The sequence below is a fragment of the Streptomyces sp. TG1A-8 genome (assembly GCF_030499535.1).
Taxonomy (GTDB): domain Bacteria; phylum Actinomycetota; class Actinomycetes; order Streptomycetales; family Streptomycetaceae; genus Streptomyces.
In genome coordinates, this window is sequence record NZ_JASTLB010000001.1 from 2,576,621 (window position 1) to 2,595,264 (window position 18,644).

The 18,644-nt window shown below is 70.0% G+C and carries 13 protein-coding genes; 5 read left to right on the forward strand and 8 right to left on the reverse strand.

The window, feature by feature from the left end; genetic code table 11:
- Positions 1 to 66 precede the first annotated feature (66 nt).
- The 5 genes from QQY24_RS10835 to QQY24_RS10855 all read left to right on the forward strand — a co-directional run bounded on the left by QQY24_RS10835 (position 67) and on the right by QQY24_RS10855 (position 6,044).
- Positions 67 to 1,824 carry an ABC transporter substrate-binding protein gene (locus QQY24_RS10835; protein WP_301972465.1) on the forward strand — a complete coding sequence of 586 codons (1,758 nt, stop codon included), beginning with the start codon at positions 67 to 69 and terminating at the stop codon, positions 1,822 to 1,824.
- A 96-nt stretch (positions 1,825 to 1,920) separates the two neighbouring features.
- Positions 1,921 to 2,901: an ABC transporter permease gene (locus QQY24_RS10840; RefSeq protein WP_301972466.1), complete on the forward strand. Its 981-nt coding sequence runs from the start codon at positions 1,921 to 1,923 to the stop codon at positions 2,899 to 2,901.
- Between the two features lie 51 nt (positions 2,902 to 2,952).
- A complete protein-coding gene (locus tag QQY24_RS10845; protein WP_301972467.1) occupies positions 2,953 to 3,990 on the forward strand; it encodes an ABC transporter ATP-binding protein in 1,038 nt (345 codons plus the stop codon).
- 26 nt (positions 3,991 to 4,016) lie between these two features.
- On the forward strand, positions 4,017 to 5,060 hold the full coding sequence (locus tag QQY24_RS10850; RefSeq protein WP_301972468.1) for an ABC transporter ATP-binding protein: 1,044 nt from the start codon (positions 4,017 to 4,019) through the stop codon (positions 5,058 to 5,060).
- 243 nt (positions 5,061 to 5,303) lie between these two features.
- Positions 5,304 to 6,044, forward strand: a complete 741-nt coding sequence (locus tag QQY24_RS10855) for a trans-aconitate 2-methyltransferase (protein ID WP_301972469.1) — start codon at positions 5,304 to 5,306, stop codon at positions 6,042 to 6,044.
- Here QQY24_RS10855 and QQY24_RS10860 read toward each other — a convergent pair.
- From QQY24_RS10860 to QQY24_RS10895, 8 genes are all read right to left on the reverse strand, one after another.
- Positions 6,041 to 7,231, reverse strand: a complete 1,191-nt coding sequence (locus tag QQY24_RS10860) for an ABC transporter ATP-binding protein (protein WP_301972470.1) — start codon at positions 7,229 to 7,231, stop codon at positions 6,041 to 6,043. The two genes, QQY24_RS10855 and QQY24_RS10860, sit on opposite strands and share 4 nt — an antisense overlap.
- A gap of 19 nt (positions 7,232 to 7,250) precedes the next feature.
- Positions 7,251 to 8,315 (reverse strand): ABC transporter ATP-binding protein, encoded by a 1,065-nt coding sequence (locus tag QQY24_RS10865; protein WP_301972471.1) that lies wholly within the window; start codon positions 8,313 to 8,315, stop codon positions 7,251 to 7,253.
- A 10-nt stretch (positions 8,316 to 8,325) separates the two neighbouring features.
- Complete coding sequence (locus tag QQY24_RS10870) at positions 8,326 to 9,306, reverse strand: ABC transporter permease (protein ID WP_301972472.1); 981 nt, start codon at positions 9,304 to 9,306, stop codon at positions 8,326 to 8,328.
- An 85-nt stretch (positions 9,307 to 9,391) separates the two neighbouring features.
- Complete coding sequence (locus tag QQY24_RS10875; RefSeq protein ID WP_301972473.1) at positions 9,392 to 11,203, reverse strand: ABC transporter substrate-binding protein; 1,812 nt, start codon at positions 11,201 to 11,203, stop codon at positions 9,392 to 9,394.
- Between the two features lie 111 nt (positions 11,204 to 11,314).
- Positions 11,315 to 12,349, reverse strand: a complete 1,035-nt coding sequence (locus QQY24_RS10880; protein ID WP_301972474.1) for an ABC transporter permease — start codon at positions 12,347 to 12,349, stop codon at positions 11,315 to 11,317.
- Positions 12,350 to 12,913: 564 nt separating this feature from the next.
- Entirely contained in the window at positions 12,914 to 14,821 is a 1,908-nt protein-coding gene (gene typA / locus QQY24_RS10885) for a translational GTPase TypA (RefSeq protein ID WP_301972475.1), read from the reverse strand.
- A gap of 139 nt (positions 14,822 to 14,960) precedes the next feature.
- Positions 14,961 to 17,177, reverse strand: a complete 2,217-nt coding sequence (locus tag QQY24_RS10890) for an ABC transporter family substrate-binding protein (protein WP_301972476.1) — start codon at positions 17,175 to 17,177, stop codon at positions 14,961 to 14,963.
- 335 nt (positions 17,178 to 17,512) lie between these two features.
- Positions 17,513 to 18,538: a hypothetical protein gene (locus QQY24_RS10895; RefSeq protein ID WP_301976205.1), complete on the reverse strand. Its 1,026-nt coding sequence runs from the start codon at positions 18,536 to 18,538 to the stop codon at positions 17,513 to 17,515.
- Between the last annotated feature and the right edge of the window lie 106 nt (positions 18,539 to 18,644).

The following is an 18,644-nucleotide window of genomic DNA, read 5'->3' on the forward strand; positions in this document are numbered from 1 at the left end:
CGGCCCGGTGCAATGACGTCCGGCCGATACCGACCACCCCAATTGACCCGTATAGGCAGGCTCAGTATGTCCTTTTCCCGTAGAAACTTCCTGATCGCCACCGGCGTGGCCGCAGCCTCCACGACCGTGCTGAGCGCCTGCAGCAGTGGCGACAAGGACTCCACCGACAGGGACATCCCGTCGATGAGCAAGGCCAAGACCATGAACATCCCGGTCGGCACCAAGGCCGACTCGACGGGCCCGGCCCCCGAGGTCCCGGGTGCGGTCAAGGGCGGGACGATCTACTCGCTCGACCAGTTCGACATGGACCACCTGGACCCGGCCCAGATCTACGTCGCCACCGAGGGTGCCATCACCCGCCCGATCCTGCGTGGTCTGACCGGCTACAAGATCGACAGCAAGGGCGGCTGCACCCTCGTCGGCGACGTCGCCACCGACGCCGGCAAGATGACGAACGGCGGCAAGACCTGGTCGTTCACGATCAAGGACGGCATCAAGTGGGAGGACGGCTCGGACCTCTCCACGGAGGACGTTCGGCATACCTTCGAGCGCCTCTTCGCGTCCTTCGTCACCGAGGGTCCGCGCTACGTCCAGCAGTGGCTGGTCGGCGGCGACACATACAAGGGCCCGTACAGCGGTAAGCACATCGACTCGGTCGAAGTGTCCGGGAAGACCATCACTTTCCACCTCACCGAGCCGCGCACCGACTTCAACTACACGCTCGCCATGCCGGGCTACGGTCTCGTGAACAAGAAGCACGACACCAAGGAGAAGTACGACAAGCGTCCCTACTCGCTCGGCCCCTACAAGATCGGTGACCGCCAGATCGGCAAGTCGCTGACCTACGTACGCAACGAGCACTGGGACCCGAAGACGGACGCGATCCGCAACGCCTACCCGGACAAGTTCATCTTCCAGTTCGGCTTCGAGCCGGTCGCCTCCACGGACCGCTACATCGCGGACAGGGGCAACGACCAGTACGCAATGTCGATCTTCAACGAGGTCGCGGCCGAGCGCATCGCCCAGGTCCTCACCAACGCCAAACTGAAGCAGCGCGTCCTCACCCAGGTTGACACGGTCACCTACTACTGGCCGATCAACACGACCCGCATCAAGGACGTCAAGGTTCGCCAGGCCATCAACTACGCGTGGCCGCACCAGCAGCTGCAGACCATCCGTGGCGGCAAGGCGACCAGCGAGCTGGCCACCACCATCCTCAGCCCGGTCACCCCCGGATACCAGAAGTTCGACCTGTACGGCACCGACAAAAAGCCCGGTGGCGATCCGGTCAAGGCCAAGGCCCTGCTGAAGGAGGCCGGCAAGGTCGGCCAGAAGCTGGTCATCGCCTACCAGCAGTCCGACAACGCGGTGAAGCAGGCCGTTGCGATCAAGAACGCTCTGGAGGCCGCCGGTTTCCAGGTCGTCAACAAGCAGGTCGACAAGTCGACCTTCTACACGCAGATCGGAAAAATCGACAACGACTACGACTTGTTCGCGGCCGGCTGGAGCCCGGACTGGCCGAACGGTTACTCGGTCTTCTACCCCTGCTGGAGCGGCAAGAACATCGGCGACGGCCGCAGCAACTACGCGCAGCTGAACGACCCGAGCGTGAACAAGGCGATCGACGCCGCCGCCAAGATCGCCGACGTGGACGAGGCCAACAAGGCCTGGGGCGCCATCGACCGCCAGATCATGGAGCTGGCTCCGGTGGTCCCGGATTACCACTCCATCCGCAACTGGATGCACGGGTCGAAGGTCGGCAATGTCGTCTACGACGCCGGCAACACCTGCGTCGCGCTCACCAAGCTGTACGCCAAGAAGTAAGCGCGCTCGACCCCTCGGGGGCGGCCATGCCCTGGCCGCCCCCGGCCCACCCCCCGTACCCCCGGCGACGGCGCCCCATCCGGAAAGTCACGCCCCATGCTCCGCTTCCTTGTCCGCCGAGTTTTCGGCGCGCTGGTCATCCTATTGGTCATCAGCGCCGTCACCTTCTGGCTCTTCTACGCCATCCCGCGTGACCCCGCGATGATGTCGTGCGGCAAGAACTGCACGCCCGACATGCTCAAGCAGGTCCGGCACAACCTGGGCATCGACCACCCGGTCCCGGTCCAGTACTGGTACTGGCTCAAGGGCATCTTCGTCGGTCGCAGCTACGGCGACTTCGGTGACTGCAGCGCGCCGTGCCTCGGCTACTCCTTCGCCAACCGCGAGCCCGTCCTCGGCACGATCATCGACCGGCTCCCACTGACACTCTCGCTCGCCTTCGGCTCGGCCATCGTCTTCCTGATCTTCGGTATCGGCGCGGGCATGATCGCCGCCATCAAGCAGGGCAAGTGGCAGGACAAGCTGGCCAGCTCGGCGTCGCTGGTCGCTTCCTCCTTGCAGATCTACTTCGTCGGTTACATCGCGATGTACTTCCTCGTCTCCAAGCTGGACATCCTCGACAACCCGTCGTACACGCCCATCACCGAAGACCCCATCCAGTGGGCCTCCGGCCTGCTGCTGCCGTGGCTGGTGCTGGCCCTGATTTGGACCGCGAACTACACCCGTATGACGCGCTCCCAGCTGGTCGAGACGCTCAGCGAGGACTACGTCCGCACGGCCCGTGCCAAGGGTCTGTCCTCGCGCAATGTGTTCTTCCGGTTCGCCTGGCGCGGTGCCATGGGTCCGATTGTTACCATCTTCGGCATCGACCTCGCCACGCTCATCGGTGGCGCGATCATCACGGAATCCGTCTTCAGTCTCCAGGGCGTCGGCCGACTCGCGCTGAGGTCCGTGGAACAGAGCGACCTTCCCATGGTGCTCGGTGTCACCCTGCTGTCCGCCGGCACGATCGTGATTTTCAACATCATCGTCGACGCCGTCTACGCCATGATCGACCCGCGGATCCGGCTCGCCTGACCCCGCCCGCCCCCACCAGCTACCCCGCATCACCCCCTCTGGAGCGTCCCCGTGACGAGCACCGATCAGCAGCCCTTCCTGTCCGTCAAGGACCTGAAGGTGCACTTCTCGACCGAGGACGGCACCGTCAAGGCCGTCGACGGTCTCTCCTTCGACCTCGCACGTGGCAAGACGCTGGGCATCGTGGGGGAGTCGGGGTCCGGCAAGTCCGTCACCAACCTGACCATCCTGGGCCTGCACAACCCGGACAGCACCCTGGTCGAGGGCTCCATCGAGCTGGACGGCGAGGAGCTGAACGGGGCCTCGGAGAGGACGCTCGAAAAGCTCCGCGGCAACAAGATGTCCATGATCTTCCAGGACGCGCTGGCCTCCCTGTCGCCGTACCACACCATCGGCGCGCAGATCGGCGAGGTGTACCGCAAGCACACCGGCGCCTCCAGCGGCCAGGCCCGGGCCCGGGCCGTCGAGATGCTCCGGAGGGTCGGCATCCCGCAGCCCGACGTCCGGGTGGACGACTACCCGCACCAGTTCTCCGGCGGTATGCGCCAGCGCGCGATGATCGCCATGGCGCTGGTCTGCGACCCGGAACTGCTGATCGCCGACGAGCCGACGACCGCGCTCGACGTGACGGTCCAGGCGCAGATCATGGACCTGCTCAAGGACCTCCAGCAGGAGTTCGGCACCGCGATCATCTTCATCACCCACGACCTGGGCGTGATCGCCGAGGTCGCGGACGAGGTGCTGGTGATGTACGGCGGCCGGTGCGTGGAACGGGGCACCAAGGAGGAGGTGCTGCGCGCGCCGCAGCACCCGTACACCTGGGGCCTGCTCGGCTCCATGCCGAGCCTGGACGGCCCGGTCGACGTGCCGCTGAACCCGATCCCGGGCTCGCCGCCCTCGCTGCTGAACCCGCCGCCCGGCTGCCGCTTCCACCCGCGCTGCGCCTTCGCCGAGAAGGTGGAGGGCAACCGGTGCGCCACCGAGCGCCCGCTGCTGGACGTCGTGAACGGCCGCGGCAACGCCTGCCACCTGACCGACGACCAGCGCCGCGAGTTCCTCGCCGACCTTGCCTCCAGCAAGGCCCACTGACGTACAAGAGACGGGATTTCACCACCATGAGCAGCACCACTCCCCTCCTGGACGTCTCCGGGCTCACCAAGCACTTCCCGATCAAGGGCGGCTTCCCGATCCGCCGCACCGTCGGCGCGGTACAGGCCGTCGACGGGCTGGACTTCCAGGTGTCCGAGGGCGAGAGCCTGGGTCTGGTCGGCGAGTCCGGCTGCGGCAAGTCGACCACCGGCCGGCTGATCACCCGGCTGCTGGAGCCCACGGCCGGCACGATCTCCTACCGGGGCCAGGACATCACGCACGCCAACCGCAAGCAGCTGGCGCCGGTCCGCTCCGAGATCCAGATGATCTTCCAGGACCCCTACGCCTCGCTGAACCCCCGGCACACGGTCGGCAGGATCATCTCGGGCCCGATGGAGGTCAACGGCATCGACCCGGCCGGCGGCCGGGAGGCGCGCGTCCGCGAGCTGCTGGAGACCGTCGGTCTCAACCCCGAGCACTACAACCGCTTCCCGCACGAGTTCTCCGGCGGCCAGCGCCAGCGCATCGGCGTGGCCCGCGCGCTGGCCCTCGAGCCCAAGCTGATCGTGGCGGACGAGCCGGTCTCCGCACTGGACGTCTCCATCCAGGCCCAGGTTGTGAACCTGCTGCAGAAGGTGCAGCGCGAACTGGGCATCGCGTTCCTGTTCATCGCCCACGACCTCGCGATCGTGCGCCACTTCTCCCAGCGGGTCGCCGTCATGTACCTCGGCAAGATCGTCGAGATCGCCGACCGCGAGGACCTGTACGGCAACCCGCGCCACCCCTACACGCGGGCCCTGCTGTCCGCCGTGCCCGAGGCGACGGTGGACGAGGAGCCGCGCGAGCGGATCCGTCTGACCGGCGACGTGCCCTCCCCGATCAACCCGCCCTCCGGCTGCCGCTTCCGCACCCGCTGCTGGAAGGCGACGGAGAAGTGCGCCACGGAGGTTCCGCCGCTGGCCCAGGTCGAGGGCGACGGCCCCGGCCACCTGACGGCCTGCCACTACCCGGAGACGGCGCAGACCGTGCCGGCCCCCCGTCTCTCCAAGGACCCCCAGGAAGCGGTCTGACACACCCCTTTTCCGTCAGCCGCCTCCCGCGGATCGGACTTCTCCGGCCCATTGACCCGAGCCCGCGAACGTCCGTTCCAGGGGAAACGAAGGCCCGCGTCCCCCCGGACGCGGGCCTTCTCCCGTTCCAGCCGGTGGTCCCGCCGGACCGCCAACTGCCCCAGAGAGTAAGGGAATCAAAAAGACGGTACGAAGATCCCCGATCCCGGCCCGCCGTCCGGCATCCTGTGGCACACTGCCGCGGTGGTAGATCACGCGTTCACCGACCTCACGCTCGCGGGGCTGTACGACGGACTCAACCCCTGGGGCCCGGGGGACGACTTCTACCTGGGGCTGGTGATGGCCGCCGGGACCGTGCTGGACGTCGGGTGCGGCACCGGGCAGTTACTGCGGCGGGCCCGGGCCGAGGGGCACCGGGGCCGGCTGGTGGGGCTCGACCCGGCCGCCGCCATGCTCGTCCAGGCCCGGCGGGCCGCACCGGACGTCGAGTGGGTGCTCGGGGACATGCGGGCGCGGCTGTGGGACCGGGAGTTCGACCTCGCCGTGATGACCGGGCACGCCTTCCAGACGCTGCTGGGCGACGAGGAGATCCGGGTGTGCCTGCGGGCGGTGCGGGAAGCGCTCGCGGACGGGGGCCGGTTCGTCTTCGAGACGCGCAATCCGGCCGCCCGGGCCTGGGAGGCCTGGACGCCGGACCGGGTGCGGCACGTCACCGCGGCCGACGGCTCCCGGGTGCGCGTGTGGCACGAGGTCCAGGGCGGCGGCCCGTCCCACGGGCGCGTGCGGTTCACGGAGACCTTCGAGGCCGACGGCTGGCCGGCCCCCCGGGTCAGCCGCAGCGTCCTGCGCCTGCTGGACGTGAAGGCGCTGGAGCGCTTCCTGGCGGAGGCCGGGCTGACGGTGGTGGAGCAGTACGGCGACTGGGGGCGGGGGCCGCTCACGCCCGACGCCCCGGAGATCGTCACCGTGGCACGGGCCGGTTAGGGCCCTTCGTCCGGATCGGGCCGGACCCCGCGAGCCCGGCAGGGTCCGAACGGGAGGCCCGGGTCCTGGTCCTCCGCGTCCTCCTCCAGCGCCGCGAGGGCCGGGTCCAGGACGATGTCGTCCCGCCTGGCCCGCGTCGTCGGGTCCTCCGGGAAGTGGCAGGCCGTCAGGTGGCCGGAGCGGTTGCCGGAGATCCGGACCAGCGGCGGGACCTCGGCCGCGCACTTCTCCGTCGCCTTCCAGCAGCGGGTGCGGAAGCGGCAGCCGGAGGGCGGGTTGACCGGGGAGGGCACGTCGCCGGCCAGGCGGATCCGCTCGCGTGCGGGCGCGTCGCCGTCCCTCATGCCGACCTCGGGGACGGCGGACAGCAGGGCGTGGGTGTAGGGGTGGCGCGGGCGGTGGTAGATGGAGTCGCGGTCGCCCACCTCGATGATCTTGCCGAGGTACATGACGGCGACCCGCTGGGAGAAGTGGCGCACGATCGCGAGGTCGTGGGCGATGAACAGGAACGCGATGCCCAGTTCGCGCTGCACCTTCTGCAGCAGGTTCACGACCTGGGCCTGGATGGAGACGTCCAGTGCGGAGACCGGCTCGTCCGCCACGATCAGCTTGGGCTCGAGGGCCAGCGCGCGGGCCACGCCGATGCGCTGGCGCTGGCCGCCGGAGAACTCGTGCGGGAAGCGGTTGTAGTGCTCGGGGTTGAGACCGACGGTCTCCAGCAGCTCGCGGACGCGCGCCTCCCGGCCGCCGGCCGGGTCGATGCCGTTGACCTCCATCGGGCCCGAGATGATCCTGCCGACCGTCTGCCGGGGGTTCAGCGACGAGTAGGGGTCCTGGAAGATCATCTGGATCTCGGGGCGGATCGGCGCCAGTTCCCTGCGCGAGGCGTGGCCGATGTCCCGGCCCCGGTAGGAGATCGTGCCGGCCGTGGGCTCCAGCAGCCGGGTGATCAGCCGGCCGGTGGTCGACTTGCCGCAGCCGGACTCGCCGACCAGGCCGAAGCTCTCGCCGGCGCGCACGGTCAGGTCGACGCCGTCGACGGCCTGTACCGCGCCGACGGTGCGGCGGATCGGGAAGCCGCCCTTGATCGGGAAGTGCTTGGTCAGGCCCGAGACCCGCAGCAGCGGCTCCTCGTCCGCGCCGGCGGTCGTCTCCCGGGGGGCCGGGAGGGCCAGGTCCTCTGACATGCCGGTGTCCTCCTGTGCCCTAGCCGAGCCGGGGCTTGATCTCGTCGATGAAGATGGTCCGCTTCTGCTCCTCGGTCAGGTGGCAGGCGGAGTCCCGGCCGGGGCCCAGCAGCGGGCGTTCGTTCACGCAGCGGCCCGTGCCCGGGACGCGGTCCCGGAAGGTGCAGCGCGGGTGGAAGCGGCAGCCCGGGGGCGGGGTGAGGAGCGAGGGCGGGGTCCCGGGGATGGGGGCCAGCGGGGCGCCCGGGTCGGAGTCGAGGCGCGGCATGGAGTTCAGCAGGCCCCAGGTGTAGGGGTGCCGGGGGGCGCGCAGCACCTCGTCGACCGTGCCCCGCTCCACCGCGCTGCCCGCGTACATCACCATGATGTCGTCGGCCATGTCGGCGATCACCCCCAGGTCGTGGGTGATGAAGATGATGCCCGAGCCGAACTCCTGCTGCAGGTTCTTCAGCAGGTCGAGGATCTGCGCCTGGACCGTCACGTCGAGCGCCGTGGTGGGCTCGTCGGCGATGAGCAGGTCGGGGTCGCAGACCAGGGCCATGGCGATCATCGTGCGCTGGCGCATGCCGCCGGAGAACTGGTGCGGGTAGTCCTTGGCCCGCTCCCCGGGGTGGGGGATGCCGACCTTGCCGAGCATCTCCACCGCGCGGTCCCAGGCCTCCCGCTTGGAGGCGCCGGTGTGCTTCCTGTACGGCTCGGCGATCTGCCGGCCGATGGTGTAGTAGGGGGAGAGCGCGGTGAGCGGGTCCTGGAAGATCATGGCGGCCTTGTTGCCGCGCAGCCCCTCCAGCTCCTGCTCGCGCGCCGTCGTCAGCTCCTGCCCGTCCAGCAGGATCTCGCCCTCGACGGTGGTGAACATCGGGTTGTGCAGGCCGAGGACGGTCAGGTTGGTGACCGACTTGCCGGACCCCGACTCCCCCACGATGCCGAGGGTCCGGCCGCGCTCCAGGTCGAAGGAGAGCCCGTCCACGGCCCGTACGACACCGTCTTCGGTCCGGAAGCTGACGTGCAGGTCCCGCACGGACAGCAGGGGTTCCGGGCCGGCCGGGGCCGGGGCGCCGGCGTCCTTGGTCTCAGTGGTCACGACAGCGCTCCTAGGCCAGCCGTACGCGCGGGTCGATGAAGGCGTACGCGGCGTCGACGACGATGTTGAACAGCAGGATCATGGTGGCGGCGAACAGCATGACGCCGAGCAGCAGCGGCAGGTCGCTGAAGAAGACGGACTGGACGGCGAGCTGACCGATGCCGGGCAGGCCGAAGGTGTACTCGGTGATGATCGCGCCACCGAGCAGGGAGCCGAGGTCGATGCCGAAGATGGTGACGATGGGGATCAGGGAGCCGCGCCAGGCGTAGCGGAAGAAGACGTACTGCCGGGACATGCCCTTGGCGCGGGCGGTGCGGACGTGTTCCTCCTGGAGCTGCTCGATCATCGAGGAGCGGGACATGCGGGTGTACTGCGCGGCGAAGATCGTGGACAGCACCACCCAGGGGATGAGCAGGCCCGTGAACCAGGTGGCGGGGTTCGCGGTGAAGTCGTTGTAGGCGGGTTTGTCGAACCAGTGGGTCTGGTAGACGAGGACCGCCAGGGCCAGCGGGCCGAGGAAGTAGATCTGCATCGAGCTGAGGACCATCGCCCCGGCGGTGGCCGTCTTGTCGATGAGCGAGCCGCGCCGCCACGCGGCCAGCAGTCCGGTGCCGAGGCCGACGAGCAGGAAGCAGACGGCCGCGCCCAGGGTGAGCGAGACGGTGGTGGGCAGCCGGTCCAGCAGCGTGCTCCAGACCTGCTCGTTGGTGTGGTACGAGTAGCCGAAGCACGGGGCCGGGCAGGGGCCCTGGGCGAAGGCGTCGCTGCCCAGGACGAGGTTGTGCAGGAAGATCCCGTACTGCTCGACGATCGGCTTGTCCAGGCCGAGCACGTGGTGGATGTTCGCGATGCTGTCCGGGTTGCAGGTCTTGCCGCACATCAGCAGCGCCGGGTCCCGGGGCACCCCGAAGAACAGCAGGAACGTGACGATGCTCAACAGGAAGAGGATGACGGCGGCACCGGTGATCCGGCGGACGAGGAAGCGCAGCATGACAGGGGCAGCTCTCTGACGTCGGCGGTCCGGGCGGTACCCGGCGCCGCGTGCGGGGCGGGCGCCGGGTACCGGACGCAGGCGGTTACTTGATGTAGAGGCGACGCGGGTCGATGCCGCCGATCACGTCGTCGTAGACCAGGCCGCCGACCTTGGATCCGGCGATCTGGGTCTGCTTGTAGTACGCGGTCGGGATGACGTTGATGACGTCCTTCACGAGGTACTGGTCGAGCTTCTCCCACTCGGCCGCGGACTTGACCGGGTCGGTGATCCTGTTGATCCGGTCGATCTCGCTGTTGACCTTCGAGTCGTTGACCTGCGAGTAGTTCTGCGCGCCGTCGGCGATCACGCGGCCGTCGTACAGCGGCGGGAGCACGGTCGAGGCGGACGGCCAGTCGGCGCCCCACGCGGTGTGGAAGATGTCGTAGTTGTTGTCGAGCTTGGAGACCTGGTCGTAGTAGGTCTCGGCCGGGATCTCCTGGCGCTGGACGTCGAAGCCGGCCTTCTTCAGGCCCGCCGCCATGGCGGTGGAGTACTGCTGGCCCTCGGGGGTGTTGATGTAGCCGAAGGTCAGCTTCATGCCGACCTTGCCCGCCTTCTTCAGCAGCTCCCTGGCCCTGTCCGGGTCGCCGGAGGGCTTCTTCTTCTTGCCCCAGGGGTCGAACGCGGCGTCGTAGCCCGAGACGGTCGGGGAGATCAGGCCGCCGGCGACCTCCATGGCGTCCGTGCCGCCGAAGGCGCGCACGAAGGGGGTGACCGGCAGGGCGTAGGCGATGGCCTCGCGGACCGTCCTGTCCTTCATGGCCGGGTGGCTCATGTTGACGTTCATCTGACCCACGTACGGCTGGTAGCCGGAGACCGTGCGGGACTTCATCTTCGGGTCGCGCAGCACCTTGGACAGGTTGCCCGCGTCGACCTGGTTGTTGAAGCTGATGCCGGTCCGGTCGGCGCCGCCGTCCGCCAGCAGGGCCTTGGTGGAGGTCTCGTACTGCTGGTTGAAGGTGAAGTTGAACCGGTCCACGTACTGGTGGCGGATCGGGTCCGTCCTCGGGTCCCAGTTGGTGTTCCTCACCAGCACCATCGACTTGCCGGACTTGAACGACTGGATCTTGTACGGGCCGGTCACCACCGGTGCCTTGTCGTACTTCTCCTTGGTGTCGCCCTTCTCCGAGACGATCGCGTAGCCCGCCATGGCCAGTGCGTACGGCAGGTCGGGGTGCGCGGTCTCGAAGTGGAAGACGACCGTCTTCGCGTCCGGGGTCTCCAGGACCGAGCCGGGCAGGTGCCTGCCGTCGTACGGGCCGTCCTTGAGCAGCTTGCGGTAGGCGGTGCCCGGGGAGTCGGCCAGCCACTGCTGCAGGTAGGTGGGGCCCTGGTTGATGAAGGGCGCGAAGAGCCGCTCGACGGTGTGCCGGACGTCCTTGGACGTGATGGGGGTGCCGTCCTGGAACTTGATGCCGTCCTTGAGCGTGTACTTCCAGGTCTTGCCGCCGTCGGTGGTGGTGCCGGAGTCGGTGGCGAGGTCGCCGACCACCTCGTGCCGGGTGCCGTCGTCGCTGATCGCCTTGTACCCGGTGAGTCCCCTGTGCAGCAGGTTCGCGAGTGATCCCTCGTCGGAGATGTAGATCTGCGCCGGGTCGAGGTGGGCGTAGCTGTCGCGCTGGAGCACCTCCATGGTGCCGCCGGGCCTGGCGCCGGGCACGTCGGCCGCCGGACCGGTGGAGTCCGCCGCGTCGCCGAATCTGACGGACGCCTGCTGGCGTTTGGCGTTCTGTTCGTCCTTCTTGCCGTTGGTGCCGCTGTCGCTGCCGCCCTTGCTGCAACCGGTGAGCACGAGAGCTCCGGCCGCGAGCACGGAGAGCGCGCCGTATGCGTGGCGTCCGCCCCTACTCGTCACGATGATTCCCACCCATCTGTGTGTCACCGGTGCGTTCCTGCCTGTCACCGGTGCGGAAGAACTGCCGGAAGATTGCGGTGAGGTGCTGTGGAACTGTGGTGGAGCGCCGGGTCAGCGCGCCGTCTTGGGGTCGAACGCGTCCCTGACCGAGTCGCCGAGCAGGTTGAACGCGACGATGAAGACGATCATCGAGACGCCCGGGAAGAACATGTAGGTGATGTCGTTCTGCATCACCAGTTCGGTGGACGCCTTGGAGAACATCTGCCCCCAGTCCGGCGTCGGTTCGACGATGCCCACGCCCAGGTAGGACAGGCCGGCCTCGGCGGTCACGAAGCTGGGCAGCAGGTAGGTCGACTGCACCAGCAGCGGTGTGACGACGTTCGGCAGGATCTCCTTGCGGATGATCCGCCACGAGGAGGCGCCACTCACCCGGGCCGCTTCGATGAACTCCCGTTCGCGCAGGGCGAGTGAGGTGCCGCGCAGGATGCGGGCCAGGCTCATCCAGCCCAGGAACCACTGCACGAGGATCAGGGCGACGACGCGGACGTACGTCGGCGTCTCGTCGCGCGGGCTGACGAACAGGGAGACCACGACCGGCATGCTCGCGATGAAGAACAGCTGGGCCGGGAAGGCGAGCAGGAAGTCGATGACCCGGCCGATGAGGAAGTCGGTCCGGCCGCCGAGGTACCCGGCCGCGACGCCGAGCAGGATGCCGGTCAGGACGACCGCGGCGGTGACGGCGAACGAGATCATCAGCGAGGTGCGGATACCGTAGACCAACTTGGTCAGGACGTCGTAGCCGTTGCCGGGTTCGAGGCCGAACCAGAACTCGCCGCCGATGCCGCCGTTGGGCCGGATCGGCACGCCCGCGCTGTCGAACAGCTCCGGGCGCTCGTCCGCGTACACCGTGTACGGGTCCTTGCCGTACACCTTGGCGATCAGCGGCGCGAGCAGTCCGACCAGGAAGAAGAAGCCCACGACGAAGGCCGAGACCACGCCCGTGCGGTCACGCCTGAAGCGCATCCACATCAGCCGGCCGGGCGACCGGCCCTCGAGTCCGGCGGTCCCGCTCTTCGCTGGGGGCCCTGGTTCGCCGTCGACGGCGGCCGAAGCCCCGCCGCCCTCGGTGTCGATAGGACTTGTCACGGTTCGTCCGTTTCACAGGTATGGGTGTGGAAGTTGTCCGGGATCGACGAGGACGCGCGAAACCGCAGCCGGACGCGCGTAGCTCTACGACCGGATCACACCCCTGGAACCGACGGACCGACCCACCTGGCACGCGTGACACCGCACATGGGGGTTCCTCCTCATGACTTCACGTGTTCACCGACAGGAGGGGGTTCCCGTCCACCGCTCGACACCCCTGACGAACGGTCAGACACCCCCGTGTGCTCGTGAGTCGGCGCTGTCCCCACAGCGCGAGACCCATTGACCCGAGCGCTACGCGGCTAACTATCTGCCATGAGCCAAGTGGCGACCACCGTCTTTAAATCTCAATTCAATCACGGATGGCGTCCAGGTCTTCCAAAAACTGGACAAACTGTTCGTGACGAGAAGGCCGCGAAACGGACTTGTCACGTGGGTATCGGTCGGAAACCTTCGCGATCCGGACACCGGTCGCCGGAAAACCGGTTGCAAAAAGCCCGGGTGCCCCCGTGAGGGGGCACCCGGGCTCGGGCGTCTCGCGACCGGGCCGGCCCGGTCCCCGCGTCAGCTGTGCTTGGCGCGGCTCGCCGAGCGGGCGCGCTCCCGCTGGTCGAGCACGACCTTGCGGATGCGAACGGCCTCCGGGGTCACCTCGACACACTCGTCGTCGCGGCAGAACTCCAGCGACTGCTCCAGGGACAGCTTGCGCGGCGGCACGATCGACTCGGTCACGTCGGCCGTCGAGGACCGCATGTTGGTGAGCTTCTTCTCCTTGGTGATGTTGACGTCCATGTCGTCGGAGCGCGAGTTCTCGCCGACGATCATGCCCTCGTACACCTCGGTGCCCGGCTCCACGAACAGCACACCGCGCTCCTGCAGGTTCGTCATCGCGAACGCGGTGACGGAACCGGAGCGGTCGGCGACCAGCGAACCGTTGTTGCGGGTCTGCAGCGTGCCGAACCAGGGCTCGTGGCCCTCGTGGATGGAGTGGGCGATGCCCGTGCCGCGGGTCTGGGTCAGGAACTCGGTGCGGAAGCCGATCAGGCCGCGCGAGGGGACCACGAACTCCATGCGGACCCAGCCCGAGCCGTGGTTGGACATGTTGTCCATCCGGCCCTTGCGGACGCCCATGAGCTGGGTGACGGCGCCCATGTGCTCCTCGGGCACGTCGATCGTCATGCGCTCGACCGGCTCGTAGACCTTGCCGTCGACCTCCTTGGTGACGACCTGCGGCTTGCCGACCGTCAGTTCGTAGCCCTCGCGGCGCATGGTCTCGACCAGGATGGCGAGCGCCAGCTCGCCGCGGCCCTGCACCTCCCAGGCGTCCGGGCGCTCGGTGTCGAGGACGCGCAGCGAGACGTTGCCGATCAGCTCGCGGTCCAGGCGGTCCTTGACCTGGCGGGCGGTGACCTTGCGGTCCTTGACGGCCGCCTTGTTGTCGGCGCCCTTGCCGGTGGCGCCGCGACCGACCAGCGGCGAGGTGTTGGTGCCGATGACCATGGAGATCGCCGGCTCGTCGACCGTGATCAGCGGCAGCGGGACCGGGTTCTCCGGGTCGGCCAGCGTCTCACCGATCATGATGTCCGGGATACCGGCGACCGCGCAGATGTCACCGGGACCGGCCTTCTCCGCCGGCTTGCGGGTGAGCGCCTCGGTCATCATCAGCTCGGAGATCCGCACGTTCTGCACGGAGCCGTCGCGCTTGATCCAGGCGACCGTCTGGCCCTTGCGCAGCTCGCCGTGCTCGACGCGCAGCAGCGCGATGCGGCCGAGGAAGTTGTCGGCGTCGAGGTTGGTGACGTGTGCCTGGAGCGGCGCCTCCTCCTCGTACGTGGGGGCCGGGATGTGCTCCAGGATCGTGGAGAAGAACGGCTCCAGGCTGTCGCTGTCGGCCGGGACCGTGCCGTTGTCCGGCTTGGTCAGCGAGGCGATGCCGTCACGGCCGCAGGCGTAGACGATCGGGAACTCGATCTGCTCCTCGTCCGCGTCCAGGTCGAGGAAGAGGTCGTAGGTCTCGTTGACGACCTCGTCGATCCGGGCGTCGGGGCGGTCCGTCTTGTTGATGCACAGGATGACGGGCAGGCGGGCCTGGAGCGCCTTGCGGAGCACGAAGCGGGTCTGCGGCAGCGGGCCCTCGGAGGCGTCCACGAGCAGGACGACGCCGTCGACCATCGACAGGCCGCGCTCGACCTCGCCGCCGAAGTCGGCGTGGCCGGGGGTGTCGATGATGTTGATGGTGACGGGGTCCCCGCCGTGCTTGGGGTGGTACTTCACCGCCGTGTTCTTGGCGAGGATCGTGATGCCCTTCTCACGCTCCAGGTCGTTCGAGTCCATGACCCGGTCGTCGACCTGCTCGAGCTGGTGGGCGGCGAACGCGCCGGCCTGCTTCAGCATGCCGTCGACGATGGTGGTCTTGCCGTGGTCGACGTGGGCGACGATGGCGACGTTGCGGATGTCGTGGCGCGTGGCCATGGTGCGGCGTACTCCCGGAGTGTGAGGGTTGCCCTGCGCGGACGTCTGTGTTGCGCGGGCCCTGCCGGGCTGGACACGCCACGGCCTCACCCCATGGTACGTGGCCCCGCGGGGAACGCTCCCCGCAGGGCCGCCGCCGTCAGCCGGCGGAGGGGCCCGGCGAGGCCGTCGCGCCCTTCTTGAGGAAGCCCATGTCCTCGAAGACCGGCGTCTGGAAACCGAACGCACCCGCGTTGACCACGTCCTTCCGGACGCCGACGAGCTGGGGGCGCTGGTAGAGCGGCAGGGAGCCGGCCGCCGCCCAGATGCGGGAGTCGGCCTTGCGGATCAGGTCGCGGGACTCGTCCTCGTCCAGGGTCGCGGCGGCCTGCTCGAAGAGCTGGTCGACCTGGTCGGTGCCGATCCGGGTGTAGTTCTGCTCGACGTTCACCGAGCCGTCGGCGGCCGGGACCGGCTTGGCGTAGACGGGCCGGGCGTCGGTGGCGGGGAAGGCGGAGGACGGCCAGGAGTACAGCGCCAGGTCGTAGTCGCCGGCGGCCACGTGGTCCTTGAAGTAGCTCTCGTCCGGGACCTTGGTGACGGTGGTGCGGATGCCGACCTTCTCCAGCATCCCCGAGATCCGCCGGGCGACCGCGTCCAGGGTCCGGGAGCCGGGGCCCGAGGGCAGCACGAAGCGCAGGTCCAGGGCCTTGCCGTCCTTGGCGAGCGGCCCGGTGACGGCGCCGGCCGGGGCCGCGGTGCCCTTGGGGGCGTAGGCGCCGGGGGCACCGCCCCGCTCGATCTCCTGGGCGAGGTGCCTGCCGCCCTCCTGGTCCTCGTCGCGCGCCTCGCCGGCCGACGCGCGGCGTCCGGCCTTGTCGTCCTCGTCCCCGCCGCCCTCGCCCCCGTCGTCCCGGCCCCCCTCGTCCCCGCTCTTGTCGTCCTCGCCGACGATGTACTCGCCGTCCTTGCCGCCGCCGGACTCCTCCTGCTCGTCGCTCTCGGCACCGGCCGCCTTCTCGCCCTTCTTCCGCGCCTCCACCGGTCCGCCGGGCACCCAGCCGGCGTCCGCGAGCAGCGCCTGCGCCTCCTTGGTGTCCTGGCCGCCCAGGGCGCCGCTGCCGTCGGCGTAGGCGGGCTGGCCGGCCAGCGCGAGGTGGCTGCCGACCGGCACGGCGGGCAGGCCCAGCGGGGCCAGCACCGCCTTGGCCAGTTCCGCGCGGTCCAGGGCGCGGGCCACGGCCCGGCGGACCCGCTCGTCGGCGAGGGGGCCGCTCGCGCCGTTGAGGGCGAGCTGGGTGTAGGCGGGCTCCAGCGACTTGCGCACCTCGAAGGCGCGCAGCCGCCGCTGCTGCTCCAGGTACCGGGTGATGGCCTTGCTCACCTTCTTCCGGCCGCCCTTCACCTCCCCGGAGTCGAGGCCGTGCGCGAGCGCCCAGGAGCGGAGCTCCTTCGCGGAGGTCTTCCCGGCGCCCCGCAGCGGGCTGCCGGCGCCCTCGCCGCCGGCGGCGGTGCCGATCCGCGTGGCCTCGGCCGGGTCGACCTCGGCGAGGTCCACGTCGGCGGCGGCGAGCGCGGCGGCCCGCCCGCCGCGGTCCACGGCGTGCAGCACGATCCCGTCCAGCTTGGCGGGGTTGCCCCACCAGCGCGGGTTGCGGACGAGGACGACGTCCTTCGCGGCGGTGTCGACCTTGTCCAGCGCGAAGGGTCCGGCGGTGACCTTGAGCCTGCGGCGGGCGCCGTCGTTGAAGGCGTCCGGGCTGCCCATGACCTCCTTCGGGTACAGCGGGGAGAACAGCGACTTCCAGTCGGCGTAGGGACGGGAGAAGGTGACCCGGACCTGGAGGTCGCTGGAGCCGCGTTCGATCTTCGCGATGCGGTCGTAGCCGGCGTTGCGGGCGGTCCAGTAGGCGCTGTCCCTGCCGGACAGGGCACGCCACTGGGCGGCGAAGTCGGCGGCGCCGATCTCCCGGCCGTCGCTCCAAACGGCCTGCTGGTTCAGCTCGTACAGGACCACCTGGCGCGGTTCGGTCTCGACGACCCTGGCGGATTCCAGGTAATCGGGGCTGGGCACCGGGCGGCCGTTGGCGTCGAGCCGGAACATCGACGGCAGGACGGCCTGTGCGACGCGGCCGGTGCCCGCGTCGGCGTCGGCCTGGTAGGCGTTCAGGGTCTCCGGTACGGCGTCCACGGCCCACTTCAGCGTGCCGCCCTCGGCGACCGAGGTGCGGGCGGCGGGGGCGATGTCCTGCCGGACGGGCGGGGTGCCGGCGTCGTCGGAGCCGCAGCCGGCGAGGAGCGGCACCGCGAGGGCGCCCGCGGTGAGGAGGGCGACCGAGCGCGTCACCGTGCGCGGGCCGACGCCGTCGTGGGACATCTCAGCTACCTCCGGGAGGACACGGGTGTTGCGTTCACATATGGCGCTATATGGAGCTGATCAGATCTTCCGTCCACTGAAGAGGAAAGGGTCCGGCCGCTGCGGGCGACACGGCGGCAGCGCCCGGCAAGCCCACCCGTGCGGCGCACACCCCCGCGACCGCGGGGGGCGCGGGGCGGTGAGCCGCGCGTCGCCGCCCGGCGGGGCGCCGCACGGGGGCGGCCGGAGCGGCCGGGGGCGGCGCCGTGTCGCCCCCGGCGGGCCCCGGCGCCGGGGCCCGCCGGGAGTGCCCGGTCCCCCGCGTCCGCAGCGGGCGGCCGGGCACCGCAGGGGGCTCAGCCGGTCCAGCCGTCGCGGTAGGCGCGCCAGTCCGCTTCCGTCGCCGCGAAGTCGACGTACAGCGCCACGCCGAAGCGGGCACGGTCGCGGTCGGTGCGGGACAGGCCGAGGCGGACGCCCCGGACGGCGGCCGGGACGGTCTCCGCGCGGGCCCGGTGGCCGAAGCGGTCCTCGTGGTAGAAGGGCAGGCCCATGAGGAGGTCGGTGGAGGCGGGGGTGGCCTCCAGGGCGAGGCTGGTCTGCTGGGCCACGTACCCGCCGTACAGGCTCTGCAGCGGCTGCATGGTGTCGTACGACATCACGGCGATCTGGTCCACGCGGCGGGCGACCTGCCCGAAGTAGGCCTGCGACCACCACTTGGGGTGGCCCGTGGTCGCGCCCCACAAGGAGTGGAGGGCCGGGAGCGGGTCGATCTGGTGGGCCGCGACGGACAGCAGGGCGTGGCGGGAGCGGGTGAGGGCGCGCAGGTCGTCGAGGAGGGAGAGGTAGTCGGGGTCGCCGGAGTGGAGGGGCTCCAGGTCGAAGTGGGTGCCCGCGAAGCCGGCGGCCAGGATCCCGCGGGCCGAGGCGACGACGGCGGCGCGGGTGGCCGCGCGGTCCAGGCGCATACCGTCGGGGCCCTCGCCGGCCAGTTCGTCGCCGAGCCAGGCCTGGACGCGGACGCCGGGCAGTTCGCGGTGGAGGGCGGACACCAGCCAGCGGGCCCTCGGGTACGCCGAGGCGGGGAGCGTCCCGTCGTGTTCCAGGGGGCCCGAGTGGACGTACAGGTCGCGGACGCCGGTGCCGCGCAGGCGGCGGGCGAGGGCCTCGACGTCCGCGCCCGTCCTGCGTCCGTCCACCCAGGCGTGGCCCAGCCAGAGGGCGTCCCGGTGGCGGGTGCGGGTGCCGGGGGCGGGGTCGCCGGTGTAGGTGAGGCGGAGGGCCGACTCGGCGGCGAGGAGGGGCAGGAGCAGCAGCAGGACGAGGGCGGCCGCCGGACCGGCGCGGCGCCGGCGCGGGCGCCTCGCCGCGGCCCGGCCCACGGCGTGCTCGTGCCCGTCCGCACCGCCCGGGCCGCTCCCGTCGCCGGGTGCGGGTGGTGCCGGCGGGGTGCTCCCGCCGCGGACGGGTGCGGCGGGCCCCCGTGGC

What these genes read in the sequence shown, in the direction of transcription:
- QQY24_RS10860 (WP_301972470.1), bottom strand. Translation starts at nt 7,231, where the DNA reads ATGTCAGAGGACCTGGCCCTCCCGGCCCCCCGGGAGACGACCGCCGGC.
- QQY24_RS10870 (WP_301972472.1), bottom strand. Translation starts at nt 9,306, where the DNA reads ATGCTGCGCTTCCTCGTCCGCCGGATCACCGGTGCCGCCGTCATCCTC.
- typA (WP_301972475.1), bottom strand. Translation starts at nt 14,821, where the DNA reads ATGGCCACGCGCCACGACATCCGCAACGTCGCCATCGTCGCCCACGTC.
- QQY24_RS10840 (WP_301972466.1), top strand. Translation starts at nt 1,921, where the DNA reads ATGCTCCGCTTCCTTGTCCGCCGAGTTTTCGGCGCGCTGGTCATCCTA.
- QQY24_RS10850 (WP_301972468.1), top strand. Translation starts at nt 4,017, where the DNA reads ATGAGCAGCACCACTCCCCTCCTGGACGTCTCCGGGCTCACCAAGCAC.
- QQY24_RS10835 (WP_301972465.1), top strand. Translation starts at nt 67, where the DNA reads ATGTCCTTTTCCCGTAGAAACTTCCTGATCGCCACCGGCGTGGCCGCA.
- QQY24_RS10890 (WP_301972476.1), bottom strand. Translation starts at nt 17,177, where the DNA reads ATGTCCCACGACGGCGTCGGCCCGCGCACGGTGACGCGCTCGGTCGCC.